The organism is Haloterrigena sp. KLK7, from assembly GCF_037914945.1.
Taxonomy (GTDB): Archaea; Halobacteriota; Halobacteria; order Halobacteriales; family Natrialbaceae; genus Haloterrigena; species Haloterrigena salinisoli.
Genome location: NZ_CP149787.1, coordinates 688,649 through 708,648, shown reverse-complemented (window position 1 = coordinate 708,648; position 20,000 = coordinate 688,649). Strand labels below are relative to the sequence as shown.

Below are 20,000 nucleotides of genomic sequence, written 5' to 3'. Positions count from 1 at the left end.
ACGTACTTGTGCGTGATATGCAATCCGAGCCGCAAGCGTTCGACCGGGTGCTGTCGTCGATGTGTACGGAGCCCCACCCGGTAGCGCGCGACGCGGCCGAACGGTTCCTCGCGACCAACCCCGGCGATCCGGGGACGTATCCGTCGGTCTCGGCCCTCGAGGCGGAGGCGATCGCGATGCTGGGAACGATCGCCGGCCTCGAGGACCCGTCCGGCTACATCGCCAGCGGCGGGACGGAAGCGAACATTCAGGCCGTCCGCATCGCCCGCGACCGCGCCGAGAGCTCGAGTCCCAACGCGGTCATGCCCGAGTCGGCCCACTTCAGCTTCCAGAAGGCCGCGGACATCCTCGGCGTCGAGTTGCGAATCGTTCCGACCGACGACGCGCATCGGGCCGACCTCGAGGCCGTCCGCGCCTCGGTCGACGAGGACACCGCGCTGGTGATCGGCGTCGCGGGGACGACCGAGTACGGCCGCGTCGATCCGATTCCGGAACTCGGCGAGATCGCCCGCTCGGTCGACGCCATGCTCCACGTCGACGCCGCGTGGGGCGGCTTCGTCCTCCCCTTCACGGACTACGAGTGGAACTTCGAGCACGCGCCGGTCGACACGATGGCGATCGATCCCCACAAGATGGGCCAGGCCGCGGTCCCCGCGGGGGGGTTGCTGGCCCGCTCCGACGAGCTGCTCGACGAACTCGCCGTCGACACGCCCTACCTCGAGTCGACCTCGCAGGCGACGCTGACCGGAACTCGCTCCGGTGCGGGCGTCGCGAGCGCCGTCGCCGCGATGGAGGAGCTGTGGCCCGAGGGCTACAAGCGCCAGTACGTCCGCTCGCAGAACAACGCCGAGTGGCTCGCCGACGCCTTAGAGAAGCGGGGATACGAGGTCGTCGACCCGACGCTGCCGCTGGTCGCGGCCGACGTCCCGCGATCGACGTTCGACGCCTTACGCGCGAAGGGCTGGCGGATCTCCCGGACCGCGACCGGCGAACTGCGGATCGTCTGCATGCCCCACGTCACCCGCGAGATGCTGGCCTCCTTTATCGGCGAGCTGGACCGCCTCGAGGTGCGCGCGAGCGTGCCCGTCGCGAGCGACGACTGACGCCGGGGCCGCTCGAGCGAATCGATACCCGTTTTTCCGCCACCCCGAGGAGCGTGTATGGCACTGGGTCGGCGCCGCGGTCGCGCCGGTCCTCGCATCGGGGAGGGTCGCGTCGCGGTGCTGTTTCTCGGACCGTTACCGGTCGGACTGGGTTGCTCTTTGCCGGCCGGCTCGCACTGCTGTCGGCGGTCCGGGACGCCGATCGAGGGGCGATCGACGACCGGTAGGGAGACCGTTCAGCATACGACAAGGTGGAGCCCCCGACCTCGAGGAGCGAACGAAGTGAGCGAGTAAGGTGGGGTAGTTCACAGGAACGTGCCCTGAATGAACTCGACGTACTCCACGATCGCGAGGTACACCGTATAGAGCAGCACTAGCGGAACGACGACGCGCACGACGGTGATCCAGTACGTGTCGAACGGACCGCCCCCGGACCGGCCCTGCCCGAGTTCCTCGAGCGCGTCGGAGGCGTAGATCCAGCCGATGAAGATCGAGAGCACCAGCCCGCCGACGATGAGCAGGATGTTGTTCGCGAACAGGTCGTAGGCGTCGAGGTAGTTCAGGTCGAGTGCGGTCGGGATACCGAAGAGGAAGATGACGACCGAGAGCCCGATCGTCGCCGGGACGCGGCCGACGCCGAACGTATCGATCACGAAGGAGACGACGACCTCGAGGATGCTGAACGCGCTAGACAGCGCGGCGATCGCCAGCATGATGAAGAAGATGCCGCCGACGATGTTGCCCGCGGGCATGGTCTCGAACGCGCCCGCGAGGCTGATGAAGACGGCGCCGGCGCCGCCGCCGCCGGTCTCGAGGTCGACGCCCTGCGAGGCGAGGAACGGGAAGACGACGAGCCCCGCCAGGAGCGCGATGAACGTGTCGATCGCGACGATGATGAGCGAATCGGAGAGCAGGTTGCGGTCTTCGCCCAGATACGACGAGTAGGTGATCATGACGCCCATCCCGAGCGACAGCGTGAAGAACGCCTGTCCCGCCGCGGCCGGAAGGATCGAAACGGCGTCGGACACGAACGTGCCCACGTCCGGGTTGAGATAGAACTGGTATCCCTCGCTCGCGTTCGGGAGCGTGGCGCCGTAGGCGGCGAGACCGACGAGGAGGATCACGACGCTCGGCACCATCACCTTGGCCGCTCTCTCGAGTCCCTCGCGGACGCCGAGGGAGACGATACCGGCGACGAGCGCCATGAAGATGGCGTGGTAGACGATGGCGTTCGTTCCGGACGCGGTCTGAAGGAAGAAGGTCTCCGCGTCGCCGCCGTAGCCGCCCGTGAAGCTGGCGACGATGTACTGGAGTACCCAGCCCCCGACGACGCTGTAGTACGACAGGATGATGAACCCTGCGAGCGCGCCGATCACCCCGGCGAACTTCCAGGAGGGGTGGCCGAGACGCCGAAACGCGCCGATCGGATTTCGTTCCGATCGTCGTCCGATGACGAACTCGACGAGCATCACGGGAAGCCCGACGAGTGCGACGAGAAGCAGGTAGACCGCCACGAACACTGCGCCGCCCGATTCCCCCGTCAGAAACGGGAACCGCCAGATGTTCCCGAGTCCGACCGCGCTACCGACGGCGGCGAGAATGAATCCGGCACGGGTCGCCCACTGCTCGCGCGGGATGTCGATGGTGCTCATATCCGTCGTCAGGACGGGATATGTCAAAAGGTCACGTGATTGTCAAGGCCGGTAACCTGTGCTTTTCGGGCGGTATTCGGGTGATAACGCGATCTCGATCGGAGAACTGGTTCGATATGTCTCTTGTTCGGAACTCCCGACCCGGGACCGCGGCTACGCCGCTCGAGGCCGGACTCAGGTTCGGGCCGCAGACCGACGCGCCGTCGCGGGCGATCGAAAACCGGCGGGTTTTACGCCCGGCATCGCCTCGTGGTGCATATGAGCAACGACGAGTTCCCGACGGACCGACCAGCGGTCGTGACCTGCGGGTTGCCCTACGCCAACGGCGACCTCCACATCGGTCACCTGCGGGGGTACATCGGCGCGGACGCGTTCTCCCGCGCCCTCGAGACGCTCGGCCAGGAGACGGCGTACGTCTGTGGCTCGGACATGCACGGCACCCCGGTCGCCGTGAACGCCGAACAGCAGGGCGTCGATCCCGAGGACTTCGCGCTGGACTGGCACGAGCAGTACGAGGAGACGTTCCCGCAGTTCAACGTCGAGTTCGACAACTACGGTCACACCCACGACGAGACGAACACCGAACTGACTCAAGAGATCGTCCGGACGCTGGACGACGAGGGCTACATCTACGAGAAGGAGATTCAGGTCGCATACGACCCCGAGGCCGACCAGTACCTCCCCGACCGCTACGTCGAGGGCACCTGCCCCTACTGCGGGGAGAAGGCCCGCGGCGACGAGTGCGACGAGGGCTGTCAGCGCCACTTAGAGCCCGGCGAGGTCGAGGACCCGACGAGCACGATCACGGGCAACCCCGCCGAGTACCGCGAGCGCACCCACAAGTTCTTCGAGGTCTCGGAGTTCGCCGACTTCCTGACCGAGTTCCTCGACGGCCTCGAGGGCACCTCGAACGCGCGCAACCAGCCGCGCCAGTGGATCGAGGACGGCCTCCAGGACTGGTGTATTACCCGGGACATGGACTGGGGGATCGACTACCCCAACGGGGGCGACACCGAGGGCGACGACCTCGTCCTCTACGTCTGGGTCGACGCGCCGATCGAGTACATCGCCTCCACGAAACAGTACTCCGAACGCGTCGGCGAAGACGAGTACGACTGGGAGCGGGTGTGGAAAGAGGACGGCGAGATCATGCATATCATCGGCCGGGACATCATCCAGCACCACACCATCTTCTGGCCCGCGATGCTCGAGGGCGTCGGCTACAACAAACCGCGCGGCATCGCCGCGACCGGCTTCATCACGATCAACGGGAAGGGCCTCTCGACCAGCCGCAACCGCGCGATCTGGGCCAAGGAGTACTTAGACGAAGGGTTCCACCCCGACCTGCTGCGCTACTACCTGACTACGACCGGCGGCCTCCAGCAGGACGTCGACTTCTCGTGGGACGCCTTCCAGGAGAAGGTCAACGGCGAACTCGTCGGGACGGTCGGCAACTTCTGGTACCGCTCGCTGCTCTTCGCCTACCGCAACTACGAGGGAACGCCCGAGACGGAGGTCTCCGAGGAGGTCCGCGAGCGCATCGAGGGCGCCATCGGCGATGCCCGCGAGAGCGTCAACGACTACGACCTGCGGGGCATCGGGGGAGCGGCCACGCAACTCGCGCAGTTCGGCAACGAGTACATCCAGCGCAACGAGCCCTGGAAGCTCGACGCCGAGAGCGAGGAGGCGACGCAGGTCATCCGCGACTGCGTCCAGATCGCCAAGGCCGTCGGCGTCCTCCTCGAGCCGATCGCGCCCGACAAGGCCCAGGAGCTGTGGGCGCAACTGGGCGAGGACGGCGCTATCGCGGACGCTCACCTCGAGGACGCCCTCGAGGCGCCGCCGCGGAACTTCGACGAACCCGGCGAACTCTTCGCGAAGATCGAGGACGACCGCGTCGACGAACTGAACGAGAAGCTCGAGGAGCGCGTCGCGGCCGCGGGCGATGACGAGGCGGACGCGGACGAGGAAACCGAAAGCGACGACACCGGCGCGGACGAATCCGAATCCATGGCAGACACCGACGACCTCGAGGCGCTCGCCGACGAGCGCATCGGCTTCGAGGACTTCCAGGAGTTGGACATCCGCGTCGGCCGGATCGAATCGGCCGAGGGCATCGAGGGCGCCGACGACCTCGCGCGACTCGAGGTCGATATCGGCTTCGAGACCCGGCAGGTCGTCGCCGGGATCAAACAGCTCCACGACCTCGAGGAGCTCCCCGGCGAGAAGTGCATCCTGCTGGCGAACATGGAGAAGGCCGAACTGTTCGGCGTCGAGTCCAACGGGATGATCCTCGCCGCGGGCGAGGAGGCCGACCTGCTGACGACCCACGGCGACGCCGAGGTCGGCGAGAAGGTCCGCTGACGCGGCCGTTCGCTCGACTTCTTGTTTGTCCATTTGGAGTGGAGTAGTGAATTCGCGTCACTCTTCCCAACCCGTTCGCCCGATGTGGGTGGCGCGCGCTGTGCCGCGGTGAACTGCTGGTGAACCGCGGCACGGAGCCGCGCGAGGGATGAGCGAATGACCGCAGTGAGTGAGCGAATCGGTTGGGGAGGACGTGGAAGTCCCCGTCGCCACGCGAGCGAAGTAGAGCGGGCATTCCGTAAGGGATACTCTAGACAGAGATAGTCGAATCGCTGATACGGCGACTGCCTACTGAACGGTAAACGCAAACGAGACCGTGACGGAAACGAGTGTTCTGCTCGTTCTGGCAGCGAGGAATTACCACACCCTCCCCAACCGATTCGCTCGCTTCGCTCGCTCATCCCTCGCACGGCTTCGTGTCGCGTCTCGCTGCTCGCTCGCCGCGGCACAGCGCGCGCCACTGCACGTCAATTCGGCGACTCGAGTAACCCGTCGAAATGTGACATCTCCCCCTCGAGTGAGGGCCCCGCCGTTACCGAACGAAACTGGGCCGGTGATCGATCGATACGAGCGGAGAGCGTACCGACGCGATACCGAACTCAGAGTACCGTCTCGAGCGCCTCGAGCGTCGAGAGTTCGTAGGTCGGCTCGTGTTCGCGCGCATCGCCACCGGCACCGTACTCGTCGTGGCCGGGGTCGACCCACGCCGAGTCCAGTCCCATCGCGTTCGCACCGGCGACGTCGGCGTGGATCGAGTCGCCGACGTGGATCGCCGCGTCCGGAGCCACGTCGAGTTCCGAGAGGGCGTGCTCGAAGGGGGCCGCGTCGGGCTTCGGGTAGATCCCCGCGCTCGGCTCGGTGAAGACGCTGACGTCGAAGGCGTCGGCGATGCCCAGCGCCTCGAGTTTTTGCGTCTGGGTCGGCCGACCGCCGTTGGTGATCAGCCCGACCGGCCCGAGGTCGCGGGCGCGCTCGAGGGCGGCCTTCGCCCCGGGACGGAACCGCACGGCGGTCGGATCCTGGGTCTCGAGGTACGCCGCGGCCAGCGTCGGCGCGACGGACGGATCGACGCCAGCGGTCCGGCGCGCGACCTCGGCGAAGAGGTTCTCGTAGAACTCGCGATCCGTTTCGGCCGTCGGGAGCGCGGGCACGGCCGCTCGCAGGTCCGCCGGCGCGCAAAACGGGTCGATGCCGGCCCGCTCGAACGCCGTCTCGAGCACCGCCCCGGCGTCCCGCGTCGGCTCGCAGAGCGTGCTATCGAGATCGAAACAGATCGCATCGTACGCAGCCATCTCGCTCGAGTAGGCGTGTGAGCGTCCTTAACCTTTCGACGGCTGTGTGAGTCTTCTCAACACGATCGACGAAACGAGGCCTGCGCTGATCGCGCCCGGTAGCGATCGACACCCACTCGATCTCGAGCCGGCGGTCGACGTGCGAACGCATTGACGTTCCGAAGTCGTTATTTTCACTGAGCTTCCCGTCGGTGTATGGACGTCGTCAAACGGGTACACGTCGTGCCGCTCGGCTACGAGTACGAGCGGATCCTCGAGCCGATCCGGAACCAACGTGCCGACCTCGTCTACCTACTCGAGGACGACGGCACCGACGCGGGGGCGCGGACCGGGACGGCGGACTACCACGGGGACCTCCGCGAGGAACTCGAGGCGGCCGTTCCCGAGGTCAGGATCCGTGACTGTGACCTGACGGACGTCTACGCCGTTCTCGGTATCGTGACGACTATCGCCGCGAAACACGCCGACGACGACGTCTCGGTTAACGTCTCCGGCGCGGGAACGATCCCCGCCATCGGGGCGACGATGGCGTGTATGGACGTCTCGACGGACGCCCGCGCCTACTACGTCGAGCCCGAATCGTACGGCCACGACGGGGAGCGCGAACCGATCTCGACGGGCGTCGAGGAAATCGAACAGCTCCCGGCGTATCCGATCGACTCGCCGACGCCGGATCAGGTCGCGATCATGGGGTTCCTGGCCGATCCGACCGACTGGGAGGGGTACCACGACGCGCGGACGACGCCGCCGAAGAAGAAGGACCTGATCGAGTACGCTCGCGATCGGAACCTCTCCTTCATGGCCGATCGACGGCCGCCCGAGGACCGCGGCGGCGAGGACAAGGGCGCGTTCCGAGTCCTCGACACCCACGTCCTCGAGCCGCTCGCGGACGACGGCTACGTCACGATCGAATCGGTCGGCCGGCGTCGGGTGGTCGAACTCACCGAGCAGGGGGAAAACGCCTACCGGGCGTTCAAGCACAAGCTCGCGGCGGTCGACGGCGTCGAGTACGAGTACGAACTCGACGCTCGAGGGTAAGCGCGGGACGCTCGAAGGTAAGCGCGAGACGCTCGAGGCCGAGGACGGGACGCTCGAGACCGTGGCCACTCGAGGGTGGGAATAACTACGATAATCGACGGCGGTCCGATGGGGGCGGGAAGGGGCGACCAGCGGATCGGTCGGTGCGTCGACGCCGGCGCGTCGGCGGGTGGAGGGCCGAAGCAGCGGTGACCGGCCGATCGGGCGGTCGGAAATCGGCGCGGAGGGGCGGGCGTCGACGCGGACGACGATCCCGCAGCCGGTGCGGATGGCAGCCGTTAGCGCGGCCGGCGGCGGGACTGGCGCCCGCCGGCAGCGGGGACGGGCGACCGCCGGCGGCGCCCTATTCGTCGGCGACCAGCGCGGCCAACTCCGTTCCCAGCCGGGCGCACTCGAGGTCGGCCTCGAGTCGCTCGACGTGGGCGCGGAGGCTCGCCTCGTCGAGTTCCGACGTCCCTCCTCGAGCGAGCAGGTCGGGAGCGGCGTCGGCGAGATACGAGCCCGGCAGGTCGGGGCCAGCGACACCCCCGCTCTCGGCGGCGGCCAAGAGCTCGCGGGCGACGATCAATCGCCGCCGCAACGCCGCGATCTCCGACTCCGACGCCGGAGACCCGAGACGGCGCGACAGCTCCGATTCGGCCGCGACGACGTCGTCGGGGTCGACGTCGAAGGCGGCCGCGAGCTCCTCGCGGTCGACCGTCGGGCGCCGGCTCCGCCGGGTCGCGAGCCGAACGGCCCCCAGCACGGCCGGGACGTGGCCGTGTTGCAGGGCCGCCAGCTCGCCGGCGTGGTCGAACGCTGCGCGGGCGACGTCGGCGACCGGGTCGACCTCGAGTCGGCGAACCGCCTCGTCGATCGTCAGCTCGTCGTCCGCGATGTCGGAACCGTCGCCCACGTGGGAATGTCGCTGACCCATATGCGTGTCATCTCATCAGCACGTATTATCTACTTCTGAGAAAGTATCGATACTAACGTTACTTTCGGTACTCCTCGTACAATCGATCCTTCCAATACGTTTCTGCCGGACGGCACGGACCATCCCGGACCGTCAGCGTCGATCGCGGACGGGTCCGCCTGCCCTGCGGCATTCGCCACGTTCAAGCCGGTTCCCTTCGAGAGTCGAGATATGACGCGATCTGTCTGGGTCAAAGCCGACGACACCGTCGGCGACTGGGACGACCGCCGGGCGCGGATCACCGCCGCGCTCGAGGCGGGTGCAGACTGGGTACTGGTCGACGAAGCGGACGTCTCCCGCGTGCGCGAACTCGGCGATATCAACGTCGCCGCCTTCCGGAACGACGGCGACGTGACGCTGGTCGACGACATCGACGACGCTGAGACCAATGGCGGCGACGACGCCGACTCGTCCGCGCGGCCGGACGCCGTCATCGTCGGGAAAGGCGGCGAGGGCGACGCGACGATCGACCTCCCCGAGGACTTCTCCGGATCGGCCGACCTCTCGACGCTCCGACGTCGCGACGGCGATCTGGAACGGGGCGCCTACGTCCGCATCCTCGGCAAGGAGTACGAACGGTTCGCCGAGACGGCCGCCGATGAGGCCGACCACACCATCGTCGTCGGCGAGGACTGGACGATCATCCCCCTCGAGAACCTGATCGCCCGCATCGGCGAGGAGACCGATCTCGTCGCGGGCGTCACCACCGCCGACGAGGCCAAGACGGCCTTCGAGACCCTCGAACTGGGCGCCGACGCGGTCCTGCTGGACTCGGACGATCCCGACGAGATCCGCGAGACCGTCGAGGTCCGCGACGAGGCCGAGCGCGAGTCCCTCGACCTGGAGTACGCCGAGGTGCTCGACATCGAACAGATCGGGAGCGCCGACCGGGTCTGCGTCGATACGGGAAGCCTGCTGGAACACGACGAGGGGATGCTCGTCGGTTCGATGGCCCGCGGCCTCGTGTTCGTCCACGCCGAGACGGCCGAATCGCCCTACGTCGCCTCCCGGCCCTTCCGAGTCAACGCCGGCGCCGTCCACGCCTACATCCGCACCCCCGACGGCGGCACGAAGTACCTCTCGGAGCTCCAGAGCGGCGACGAGGTCCAGGTCGTCGACACCGCGGGCAACACCCGCGAGGCCATCGTCGGTCGCGTCAAGATCGAGAAACGGCCGATGTTCCGGGTCGCCCTCGAGACCGACGACGGCGACCGCATCGAGACGCTCCTCCAGAACGCCGAGACCATCAAGGTCGCCACCAGCGAGGGACGGACCGCCGTCACGGACCTCGAGGCCGGCGACGAGCTCCTGCTGTACACCGAGGACACGGCCCGCCACTTCGGCGAGGCCGTCGAAGAGAGTATCATCGAGAAATAATCGGTTTCGCTGATCTCTCGAACAGCTAGTATAGGTATTTGGTAACTTACCGCACGGTCTGCGGTCGGATTCGGTACGTCGCGTCGCTCAGTTGCCAGTTTTGCGGACAGTATCCCGTCGAGACACGCTGAAACGGCGAAATCATCACTTGTATCGGTAATTCCGAGCGGCGGCGAACAACTTCTATGGTGGTTGTTACCGTTACACGTGTCGAACGATGAGCATCACTCGAGAGGCCATTCGATCGGTCGAACCGCCCGAGTTCGCGGTGACGCTTCGCAACGCCGGCCTCGCGGGCGCCGGGGGCGCCGGGTTCCCGACCTACGCCAAGTGGGAGCGCCTCGAGGAGGTCGACTCGCTGCTGGTCAACCACCAAGAGAGCGAACCGAACTACTACATGGACAAGTGGCTGGGTCGCGAGCGAACCGAGGAGTTGGCGGCGCTGTTCGACGGGCTCCTCGAGCGGGCGTTCGATCGGATCGTCATCGCCGCCAAGTGGCCCGACCGCGACGAGTGGATGGGCGACCTCGAGGCGGCGACCGACGCGACGGTCTACGCCCCGGACGCGCTGCCGGTCCCCGAAGACGAGTCTGGAATCGTCATCGCTTATACTGACGACAAGTACGAATTCGGGATGGAGAGCGTCCTCATGCGACTCGTCGCGGGCGTGGTCCTGGGAGGCGACGACCTCCCGATGGACCACGGCTGGATCGTCCAGAACACCGAGACGCTCTCGAACGTCTACCGCGCGCTCGTCGACGGGGCGCCGACGACCCGGAAGTTCGTCCACGTCGACGGCCGGGTGCCGACCCACCGGTTCCTCGAGGTGCCGATCGGCACGCCCGCGACGGACCTGCTCGAGGCGGCGGGTCGAACGGACGGGCTCGACGACAACGAGGTCATCCTCGACGGCGGTCCGGGGTGGTGTTTCGAGATCGACGCCGCTCCCGACGCGTTCGGCGTCCGCAAGCGAACGAACTGCCTGCTCGTGATGGAGGAGTCGGTCGTCGAGGCGAACACGATCGGCAGCGGCGGTCGGGTCAACGTCCTCGCGCCGGCGGCGTGGAAGCAATCCGTCCACGAGACGGCCCCGACGGAGGCGCTCCGGCCGGATCGAGTCGAGGTCCCCCTGATCACCAACCCCGATTTCGAGGGGATCGTGACGCCCAGCGAGCCGATCGTCAAAGTCGGCGACGACCTCGAGACCGGCGAGATGATCGCCCGACCGGCGGACGGGATCAGTATCGCCCACCACGCCCCGATCGACGGCACGGTCACCGGCGTCGACGATCGATCGATCACGATCGAGCGCGACGAACGATCGACGTCGGGCTGAGACCGACGCCGCGGCTACGGGCTCACCGGTGACACGACCACACGGTCGTCGATCGAATCCACGCGGACGGAGTCCGCCGATCGCAGATGACGGTGCCGTCGCCGTCCGCGTAGCTGACGTAGCGGTCGAACTCGCGATCCGTCGTCGTCTCTCGCTCGTCGTAGTCTCCGTTCGCGTGCATTCGAGATCACGTCCGTCGGTCTCGCCGCGACCGACCTGTTATCCGTCGTATCCAGCGGTCGGGGAAAAGCGCTCCGTCGATGTACTACTAGTGTGGTTATATCGCGGACGCGACGCGGTACCGTTGCTCACTCGAGCGAGACTGCCCGGCTCACGGCTGGGCCGGTTCCTCGTCGGGATTCGGCTCGAGGCGGGCCGTACACCAGTGACAGAACTCGAGGTCTTCGTCGAGTTCCTTGCCGCATTCGGGACAGGTGGCCCCGCCGTCGTCGCCGGCGGCGTTCGGTGAGAACTCGAACGCTCGAATGATGGCGTCGAACGCCGCGATGAGGTTGACGAACAGGAGCGTCAGCTGGGACAGCATGTCGACCTCGCTGGTGATCGTCATCGCCTCGGAAAACGATTCCGCCGTTGCGATCTGATCCACCGGGAAGAAGAGCCAGAACGTGACGAGGTAGAGTCCGGCAAAGAGCAGGGCTCGAAGCCAGTCCCGGATCACGACGTGTCCGGCACCGGGAAAGACCATCGAGAGGCCAGCGGCGACGACCGCGCGAAGCCATGTCATCGTACGTGGTCGTAGGGGACCCTCGTCCTTAACATTCCGATTTCTTTCGAGGGCGATTGTAATTTCATCCCTCAAACAGTTCCGAACGGGAGCGGCTCGACGACCGACGGCCGTCAGCCGCCGCAGTCGAGTTCCGCCGCTCGGTCGGTCCTGACTCCGTCACCCCGACGCGTGACGGCGATCTCGAGATCACTCTCGCACTCGCCGGTCACCGATATCGACTCCGTCTCGCCCGACTCGAGCGTCTCGAGCACCTCGACATCGATATCGGAGCGCGGCCTCGCCGGTCACCGACCCCCGATCGAGGCCGGCGCAGATCTCGCAGTACGAGCCACTCTGAGCGCGTTCTCGGTCTCTCCTCGAGTTGAAATCGATCGATCTAACGGCTCACACTCGGAGAACCGATCGTCTCAAGTGCGCAGTATCAAGCGCGTGCCAAAGCTACTCTGTGTGGGTCGTCACGACGATGCCGATCGCGGTTGCTCCCTGCTGGGGGTCCCCGCTCGCTCACTCAGTCTGCGTAACTTCCTGCCGACTCGGATACTCCTCGTCCAATTGCTCGAAGATCCTGCTGTCCGTGCCGCTCTCCTCGATCATCTCGACCAGCGAGTCGAGCCGGTGTAGCGGGAGCTGCCCCGGTGCGTACTCGCTCTTGTCGGACTCGAGGGGCGCGTAGCCCAGTGCCGAGCCGTACAGCGGGCCGATCACGCGGGTGTGACTGCCGAGTTCGCCCATCGCGATGCCGGCGGCCCGGATCCCGTTCTGCGTCGCGGTATCGATCGCCGTCAGGATCCGCAGGCAGTCCGCGCGATTCTCGGCGTACGTGGCGACCTTGGCGACGTCGCCGTACCGGGCACACTCCGCGATGATCGCGTCGAGCGTCTCCTGATCGGGCGTCTCGTCGAACTCGTGGAAGGAGATGACCAGTTCGACGTCCTGTTCGCGAAACTCCTCTAAGACCCACTGCATGCCACGTGCCGTCTCGAGTTCGACGTCGACCATCTCGACGACGTCGAACTCGGCAGCGGCCATCAGCTGGTCCAGTCGGCCGCGGTCGGCCGCGTGGCCGCCGAACCACCGCGATCGATTCGTAGCGAGGATCGGCAGCTCGCCGTCGTAGTTGGCGAGTTGTTCGATCGGGTCCTCCGCGCTGTCCATCCGGAACTCGATGATGTCAGCGGTGTCACGAGCTTTCGGCTCCCGTGTCAGATCGTTCGTTGTCGCGGCGAGGGCGAAACCGTCGGCAGTCATGATACGGGCTACCAATCCTCCGCATAAAAATATTTCGAGAGTTCGGACCGCGGCGGCTACCGCGGTCGGCGTGACGTCGCGACTAGTGATCAGAGAGAAACACCGAGAAACAACCGTCGTGGGCCGTTATGCGTCGTAATTTGAGTGATGAGATCCGAAATCGTCGCGCTCCATTCGTCATCATTATTCTGGTCGAACTCGAGGCGAAACGACCGATAGTATCACAATTCACTCACTTATGGCGGGAGATCATCGTTCCCGCAGTGCGAATCGCCGTGCCGCGTCGCCCGCGCGCGAGCGAGGACGAACCAGGCGTTGAAGATCGTACTCGCTCGAGGGTCTCCTCGAGTGACCGCTATCGACGAAAGCCCTCTCGACCTCCTTTCAGACGACGATCCGAAAACGGGCGGCGATACGACCGCGACCGACTACTCGAAACGACCGATAGTATCACAATTCGGGCGGACCGTCGCGCGGCGGTTCCGTCAGCGACCCGCCAGTCGATTGACGTCCGAGAGGACGGCGGTAGCGGTCTCGGGACCGCCGGCACCGCGTCCGCTGGCGTGGAGTGAGCCGGCGTTTCGGGTCTCGATCTGGACGATATTCCGGGTACCGGTGACGGCCAGCGGCCCGTTCTCGGGGACGAGTCGCGGTCCGACTCGGACGCCCTCGCGGGTCGCCTCGCCGATCAGTCGGATCGTTCGGCCGTCTTCGGCCGCCAGATTCAGCGCGCTCCCCGGAATGTTCTGGATCCCCTCGACGTCCGCGTCCTCGAGGGCGAAGCCGCCCTCGGAAAGCACGTTCGCGAGGATGACGAACTTGAGCGCGGCGTCGGTGCCGTCGACGTCGAAGGTCGGGTCGGCCTCGGCGACGCCCAGATCCTGAGCTTCCGCGAGGACGTGCTCGTAGTCCAGCCCCTCGGCGGCCATCCGCGTCAGGATGAAGTTCGCGGTGCCGTTGAGCACGCCGCGGACCGCCGTGACGTTCTCCGGCATGCAGTCCTCGACCGTCGAGAGGGCGGGGATCGCGCCGCCGACGGTGGCCTCGAACCGCACCGAGCCCGCGCTGTCGGCTTCGAGGGCCCGCAACTCCTCGTACCGTTCGGCGACGGGGCCCTTGTTGGCCAACACGACGTGGCGGTCGTCCTCGAGGGCGCGTTCGACGTGGGAGAAGCCGGGTTCGGCGTCGCCCAGCGTCGTGGGGGTCGCCTCTACGAGGACCTCGTACTCGCCCTCGAAGACGTCGTCGGGGTCGTCAACGCCGACGGGTTCGTCGCTGCGTTTGCGCTGGAGAGCGCCCTCGACGTCGATGCCGTCGTCGTCGATGACGGCGTTCGTCGAATCGGCGAGCGCGACGACCTCGTGGCCGTACTCGTCGGCGAGGTCGGCGACCGACCGCCCGACGTCGCCCGCACCGAGGATCGCGAGTCGCATCAGGCGTCACCTCCGAGCAGCGGTTCGACGACCGTGAGGTCCTTCTCGTCGCTGACCGAACGGATGGTCTCGAAGACCGCCTCGGACCGTCCGGAGTCGATCGCGAGTCGGATGCGGGCGCTCGAGATGTCACCGGTTCCCTGGGGTGCGGACAGCGATAGATCGAGGACCGCGGCGCTCGTTTCGTTCTCGATCGCAAGCAGGGTGTCCGAGAGGTCCGTCTCGATGAGGTGACCGACCAGTACGACGCTGATCTCCTCGCCGTAGCGTTCGGCACCGGCCTGAATGACGTTGACGCCGGTCTCTCGGAGTCCGGCGACGATGTCGTCGAAGCGGTCCGGCGGACAGCCGAGGTCGACCTCGACGGGAATGTGTCCGCGCGGCGTAATATTGCCGCGTTCGTGGTGGATACTCATGAGATTGCCGCCGTTTTCGGCGATCGGTGCCAGCGCATCGAGCAGCTCGCCGGGTTCGTCGACCAGCTCGAGGCGGACGGTATAAGTTCGAACGCCGCCGTCGGTCTCGGTGCCGAGGTCACCCGGTGGTGTCGGTGTGTCACCCATCGGTGTCACCGCCTCCCGGCACGTGGTTGTCCGTCATCGTGGGCATGCTATCGTGTCCGTAACGGGGACGTAAAAGCGTATAGATATCCTCACAGGCCGAGAGACCGACTCGAGCGGGCGCTGCGACGGGTTTCGTCGCTGGCCGTCAGAGAGACGCTCGAGCGTCGTTCGTTCGACCGGTATCGATCTCGGATCGGGAGCGACGGCTATCCACTGGCCGTGCCGGCCCCGTCTTTTCGCCTCGGTTCGAGGCTCCTGAATGATGGTTAGTAGATATATCTGGGAAAACACCATAGAACGAACATGACGTATCGTTGACTCAGTTCGGACGCCGGACCGGTAACTCTCGAGCAGCAGTTTTCGCATCGATAGGAGATGCGAGCTACCGGCGAGCGCTCCCGAAAACGCATCCGTGAGTCCGTCATTGAGAACAATCGCGATAAAATACCGAAAAATAGATTTTCTGAGGAATAACCGTCACTTCTATCCCCTGTATTGTACGTCTTCGGGATTCGGGTAACAGTATCGAACAAACGGTATCCATATCGACGGACTCGGCTATTACAAACTTGTCTGATTAGATAGTAGTAGGTCGAATCGGTAATACGCGGTCTTTCACTCGAGGCGGCGAGGACGAACGCGACCACGCTGGAGCTGGAAGCGAGCAGCGCCCTGAGCAGTTCCACACCCGACCATCCCCATGTGTGGCCGGAGGTTCAAAGAACTGCGAATCATCGCACGTCGAGTTCTGAGCGCGCCCCGAGTCGAACGCCCCGACCTCATGCTCTCGGGCTACCCGTGTCGCTTGAAAGAGCTGCCCGTTGGTGACGGCCGCATCTTCGTCGTCTTCAGTATCGTTCCGTTCCGATTCTTCTTCCTGCGTGATTTCTGCTCTGGGCTTCAACAGAGCCAATAGATCCGGCGAGAATGGTAGAGTATGCGCATTGGAACTGGACTGTTCAGCGGCCAACGACGTCCGAGCGATGACCGATCGATGACCGAAATCTACGACGAGATGGTTGAGCTCGGTAAACACGCTGAGGACGTCGGCCTGGACAGCCTTTGGGCGTCTGAGCACCACTTCGCAGAAGACGCCTATCTACCAGGGGTGTCTACGACACTCGGGGGCCTCGCGACGGCCACTGACGATATCCAAATCGGTTCGTCGATGATCCTCGCCCCGCTACACAATCCGGTCCGCTTGGCGGAGAACGCAGCGACCCTGAGCCTGCTGTCTAAGGGACGCTTCACGCTCGGTCTCGCGAACGGCTATCGGGACGTCGAGTTCGAAAACTTCGGCGTCCCGAAACGGGAACGCGCGAGTCGGACAGAGGAAGCTGTCAAGATTGCGCGCCGCGCGTGGAGCGATGGTCCGCTCGACTACCAGCCGCTGTTCGCGGACGTCTCCGAGGACGCAACGGTCACACCGAAACCCGATATCGCTCCCGAGATAACGATGGGAGGGGTATCGAAGAACGCGGTTCGCCGTGCCGCGCAGATGGCCGACGGTTGGACGGCACCCGAGATGATTTCGCTTGACGATATCGCGAAGCGGAAGCGATACATCGAGCGACTCCGCGAGGTGGAGAAGAAGTCTGGCGACTTCACTGTGTATATCCAGCGGTACTGCTACGTCGGCGAGTCGGAGGAAGCGGCGTGGGAAACGATTCAGGACAGTCTATTTCACGTACAGCGCAAGTACGACGAGTGGTTCGGTCTCGGTGACGATGGTCTCTCACAGGAGCGGAAACAGGAAATCCGCGACTATACGATGGTCGGCTCCCCCGAGGAAATCGCCGAAGAAATCGCCGAGTACGAGGACGTCTTAGGTGATGATATTCACATGATTCTCCGCACGTACCATCCCGGCATCGGGACTGAGAATATGCGTCGCACGAACGAGCTGATCGGAAACGAGATCGCCCCGCAGTTCCAGTAGCGCTCCGATTCAGTAACGGTACCATCTCTCGCCTCGTTTATCCGTACCCCACGGTCGCCCGTAGAGTCGGTGATGTAGTCTCGTTGTGCGGCGGTCCGTCTCGTCTACTGTCGATGCTCGAGTCGGAACCCCCGTGGACTACTCGTCCCACACTGTCTTTCGCCTCCGTAATCCCTGCTTCCGAGAGCTCGCGGCCATAGCTGCATCCTTGGTCCGCCAAGGGGACCCGCGGATCGTGTCCGGTTGGAGCCCGTGGTACTGAATGAAAACGAAGGGCAAAACGAAGCAACCGCTCGCCACAGGAAATCCGAGAGTACCGCGACGATCGGGGTGAAGACGATCGTCGGCTTCGACCACAGCGATAGGACTTTGCCGAGTGTGAGGTCGGCCCGTCTCAGTTTATCGGCCTGTCATGGGGTTGTGGGACGGATCCACGCGAGTATTAGACGATTTCTCTCCCTCAGCGAGGTGGTTTCCATCCAATATGGGTGGAAACGACCCATCCTCCGAAAGTGCGGATCAGTACCGGCCGGCATATTCTATATAGCAGTGTAGGATTTATTGGGGTGGCAAACGGACTGGCACAGTTTCGGCGGATGGCTTCATAAGACTCGGAACATTTTCTAAGAATGATGACTACGCGTTCGTGTCGTCCGCAGGCGAACGTCGAACTTGTCGCGTCGGCGTTGATTCCGCCCGACTAACCGACCGACGCCTCGACTAAGTCCGCTGTTCGGGAGCGGCAACACCAGTCAGCAGCGTCAAAACAACCCAGTTTTCCACTCGGACAATAGTTGCAACCATGGGGTTCGAAATAGACGCTTGATCGGTGATGAGAACCATGAGTCGACGGAGATTCGACTCAAAACCATCCGCTCCTCCGAAACTGTGGACTGCTATCGGCTCGTTGCGGGGAACGGCGCTTAAAAGAAATCCGGACACCGCGTTGCCGCGATCAGATGTCCGAAACCACTTCGTGCTCGACGTCGACGGCCTGTGCGTCCTCGTCCAGCAGCGCTACGGTGAGATACGGGACGTAGGACTCGAAGTACTCGATGACCTTCGCGATCCGCTCGGAGTCGATCGCCTCGAGGGAGTCGAGCAGCATGAACGGGACCGTCTCGTAGACGTCGTGGACGAGATAGCCCGCGAGCGCGAACACGAGACCGGTCACCTCTCGCTCGCTCTCGCTCAGGTGGCCGATCGTGTCCTCGTAGGCCGCGCCGTCGTCGGTGCTGCGGACGATCTTGAGATCGAACGACGACCGCTCGACCTTCCGGCGTCCCTCGCGGACCTCGCGGCGCGTCCGGTCGATCCAGATTCGATCGAGATTGTCGTACTCCAGCACCTCGAGGAGGTTCTCCATGTGTTCGTTGAACTCCTCGACGGCGTCCGCCTCGATCTGGTCGATGCGCGTCCGCAGATCCGTCAGCTCGTCGGTGACGTCGTCGCGACGTTCCTGGAGATCGCCGCGTTCATCGAGGCGCTGTTCGATCTCGTCGATCTCCTCGTCGATCTCCTCGCGCTCGCGTTCCTTGCGTTCGAGTTCGAACTCGAGCTGGTTGACCTCCTTGTGCTGATCGAGGACCCCGCTGTAGTCGTCGGTTTCGAGGTCGTCGATTGTCGACTCGAGATCGTCGATCTCGTCGGTGAGTGCCTCGCGGTCGTCGGTCAGGTCGTCGAGTCGATCCGATCGCCGGTCGAGTTCGTCGTCGATCGACTCGAGGCGGCGCTGAGTCTGTCGGTATTCGGTCTTGTTCTCGTTGATTTCCGAGAGCGTCTCCCGGCGCTCGTCGAGTTCGGAGCTGATTTCGGAGCGCTCTTCGATGCGCTCCTGTCGGACGGTCCGGAGCTGTTCGATCGTCGTCTCGATCTGTTCGCGCGGGACCGACGAGCCGCAGGTCCAGCAGGAGACCGTCTCCGAGTCCTCGAGCAACTGGTCCGTAACCGGGCCGTCGTCCTCGTCGGCGGCGGTGTCGGGGAGTACCGATTCCTGTTCGTCGAGCAGTTGCTCGTTGAACTGGATCGTACTCTGTAACTGTGAGATCTCGTCGGAGAGTTCCGCCTTCTCCGTCTGGAGGGTATCGATTTCGGCTTCGAGGCGGCTGACTTCCGTCTCGTCGCCCGACGAGAGCGATTCGAGGCTCGCCTCGACCTCGTCGCGTTCGTCCTCGAGGGCCTCGATGCTCTCGCGTTCGGTCTCGATCCGCTCGCGGACGGTCTCGAGTTCCGAGCGGGTTTCGCGAAGCTCCGCGAGTTTCTCCTCGAGTTCGGACTGCTCCTCCCGTCGCTGTTCGACGTCGACATTCGTCTCCTCCAGTTCCTCGCGGGCCGACTCGAGATCTGCCCGCAGCGACTCGATCTCGTCGGTGAGGCGCGTCCGCTTCGCCTCGAGGTCGGGCAGCCGTCCCTCGAGATCGTCGAGTTCGGACAGCCGCTCGTCGAGGTCTCGTTTCTGCTGTTCGTACTGCTCGATTTCGGCCTGTATCGCGTCGGTGTCGACCGGCCGCATGATCAACTCGCGGAGGTCGTCGCCGCGGGCGACGGCCTGTCGCGCTTCGTTGGTTTCGAGCAGGAACGCGAACAGATCCGCGAGTTCCGGGTCGTCGAGATAGGGATCGCCGTCGGTGACGATCGTTCCGCCTCGCCGCTCGAGCGTCCGTCGATACGTCTCGTCGCCGAACTCGAGGGCCGCGTGGCCCTCCTCGGCGTCGGCTTTGAGACTCGCCTGTTCGCTCCCGAGCGCCGCCATGATCGCTTGCAACAGCGATGTCCGGTTGGTCGCGTTGCGACCGGAGAGCACCGTCACCCCGCGGTGAAACGTGACCTCCGTCTCGTCTATTCCCCCAATGTTATCGACTGAAAGGGTGGCCGCTCCCGGAATATCCCGTTGTTTCGTATCCAGTCCAGGTTCCATGCACCGGTGTACTGTCCCCACACATATAGATATTC

At 64.8% G+C, this 20,000-nt stretch carries 16 protein-coding genes; 6 read left to right on the top strand and 10 right to left on the bottom strand.

From position 1 onward, the window contains the following. Window positions 1-17 precede the first annotated feature (17 nt). Window positions 18-1,103 (top strand): tyrosine decarboxylase MfnA, encoded by a 1,086-nt coding sequence (gene mfnA / locus WD430_RS03390; protein WP_339104624.1) that lies wholly within the window; start codon window positions 18-20, stop codon window positions 1,101-1,103. Between the two features lie 305 nt (window positions 1,104-1,408). On the opposite strand, the gene WD430_RS03385 is transcribed toward mfnA, so the two are convergent. Continuing rightward, window positions 1,409-2,755, bottom strand: coding sequence for a sodium-dependent transporter (locus WD430_RS03385; protein WP_339104623.1), 1,347 nt, complete (start codon window positions 2,753-2,755; stop codon window positions 1,409-1,411). A 258-nt stretch (window positions 2,756-3,013) separates the two neighbouring features. Here WD430_RS03385 and metG point away from each other — a divergent pair, with 258 nt between their 5' ends. Beyond that, window positions 3,014-5,119 (top strand): methionine--tRNA ligase, encoded by a 2,106-nt coding sequence (gene metG / locus WD430_RS03380; protein ID WP_339104622.1) that lies wholly within the window; start codon window positions 3,014-3,016, stop codon window positions 5,117-5,119. 599 nt (window positions 5,120-5,718) lie between these two features. Here the strand turns inward: metG and WD430_RS03375 are convergent. After that, a complete protein-coding gene (locus WD430_RS03375; protein WP_339104621.1) occupies window positions 5,719-6,411 on the bottom strand; it encodes an HAD family hydrolase in 693 nt (230 codons plus the stop codon). A gap of 195 nt (window positions 6,412-6,606) precedes the next feature. Here WD430_RS03375 and WD430_RS03370 point away from each other — a divergent pair, with 195 nt between their 5' ends. Next, window positions 6,607-7,449, top strand: coding sequence for a DUF6293 family protein (locus WD430_RS03370; protein ID WP_339104620.1), 843 nt, complete (start codon window positions 6,607-6,609; stop codon window positions 7,447-7,449). Window positions 7,450-7,792: 343 nt separating this feature from the next. Here WD430_RS03370 and WD430_RS03365 read toward each other — a convergent pair whose 3' ends face one another. Further along, entirely contained in the window at window positions 7,793-8,365 is a 573-nt protein-coding gene (locus tag WD430_RS03365) for a hypothetical protein (RefSeq protein ID WP_339104619.1), read from the bottom strand. A gap of 210 nt (window positions 8,366-8,575) precedes the next feature. Here WD430_RS03365 and WD430_RS03360 point away from each other — a divergent pair, with 210 nt between their 5' ends. Then, window positions 8,576-9,781, top strand: coding sequence for a 3-dehydroquinate synthase II (locus tag WD430_RS03360; RefSeq protein ID WP_339104618.1), 1,206 nt, complete (start codon window positions 8,576-8,578; stop codon window positions 9,779-9,781). A gap of 217 nt (window positions 9,782-9,998) precedes the next feature. Beyond that, window positions 9,999-11,117, top strand: a complete 1,119-nt coding sequence (locus WD430_RS03355; protein ID WP_339104617.1) for an NADH dehydrogenase subunit — start codon at window positions 9,999-10,001, stop codon at window positions 11,115-11,117. A gap of 22 nt (window positions 11,118-11,139) precedes the next feature. Here the strand turns inward: WD430_RS03355 and WD430_RS03350 are convergent, their stop codons facing one another. The 6 genes from WD430_RS03350 to WD430_RS03325 all read right to left on the bottom strand — a co-directional run bounded on the left by WD430_RS03350 (window position 11,140) and on the right by WD430_RS03325 (window position 15,109). Further along, on the bottom strand, window positions 11,140-11,298 hold the full coding sequence (locus tag WD430_RS03350) for a hypothetical protein (RefSeq protein ID WP_339104616.1): 159 nt from the start codon (window positions 11,296-11,298) through the stop codon (window positions 11,140-11,142). Window positions 11,299-11,448: 150 nt separating this feature from the next. Continuing rightward, window positions 11,449-11,862: a zinc ribbon domain-containing protein gene (locus WD430_RS03345; RefSeq protein WP_339104615.1), complete on the bottom strand. Its 414-nt coding sequence runs from the start codon at window positions 11,860-11,862 to the stop codon at window positions 11,449-11,451. Between the two features lie 113 nt (window positions 11,863-11,975). Next, window positions 11,976-12,116 (bottom strand): hypothetical protein, encoded by a 141-nt coding sequence (locus tag WD430_RS03340; RefSeq protein WP_339104614.1) that lies wholly within the window; start codon window positions 12,114-12,116, stop codon window positions 11,976-11,978. 253 nt (window positions 12,117-12,369) lie between these two features. Then, the gene (locus WD430_RS03335) at window positions 12,370-13,113 is read right to left on the bottom strand and encodes a type I 3-dehydroquinate dehydratase (RefSeq protein WP_339104613.1); all 744 of its coding nucleotides are present in this window, start codon (window positions 13,111-13,113) and stop codon (window positions 12,370-12,372) included. 485 nt (window positions 13,114-13,598) lie between these two features. Further along, window positions 13,599-14,546, bottom strand: a complete 948-nt coding sequence (locus tag WD430_RS03330) for a homoserine dehydrogenase (RefSeq protein WP_339104612.1) — start codon at window positions 14,544-14,546, stop codon at window positions 13,599-13,601. Continuing rightward, the gene (locus WD430_RS03325) at window positions 14,546-15,109 is read right to left on the bottom strand and encodes an amino acid-binding protein (RefSeq protein ID WP_339104611.1); all 564 of its coding nucleotides are present in this window, start codon (window positions 15,107-15,109) and stop codon (window positions 14,546-14,548) included. Before WD430_RS03325 ends, WD430_RS03330 begins: the two co-directional genes overlap by 1 nt. Before the next feature lie 937 nt (window positions 15,110-16,046). Between WD430_RS03325 and WD430_RS03320 the strand changes: the two genes are divergently transcribed. After that, on the top strand, window positions 16,047-17,048 hold the full coding sequence (locus WD430_RS03320) for an LLM class flavin-dependent oxidoreductase (protein ID WP_339104610.1): 1,002 nt from the start codon (window positions 16,047-16,049) through the stop codon (window positions 17,046-17,048). A gap of 955 nt (window positions 17,049-18,003) precedes the next feature. On the opposite strand, the gene WD430_RS03315 is transcribed toward WD430_RS03320, so the two are convergent. Then, window positions 18,004-19,965, bottom strand: coding sequence for an archaea-specific SMC-related protein (locus WD430_RS03315; RefSeq protein ID WP_339104609.1), 1,962 nt, complete (start codon window positions 19,963-19,965; stop codon window positions 18,004-18,006). Window positions 19,966-20,000 lie beyond the last annotated feature (35 nt).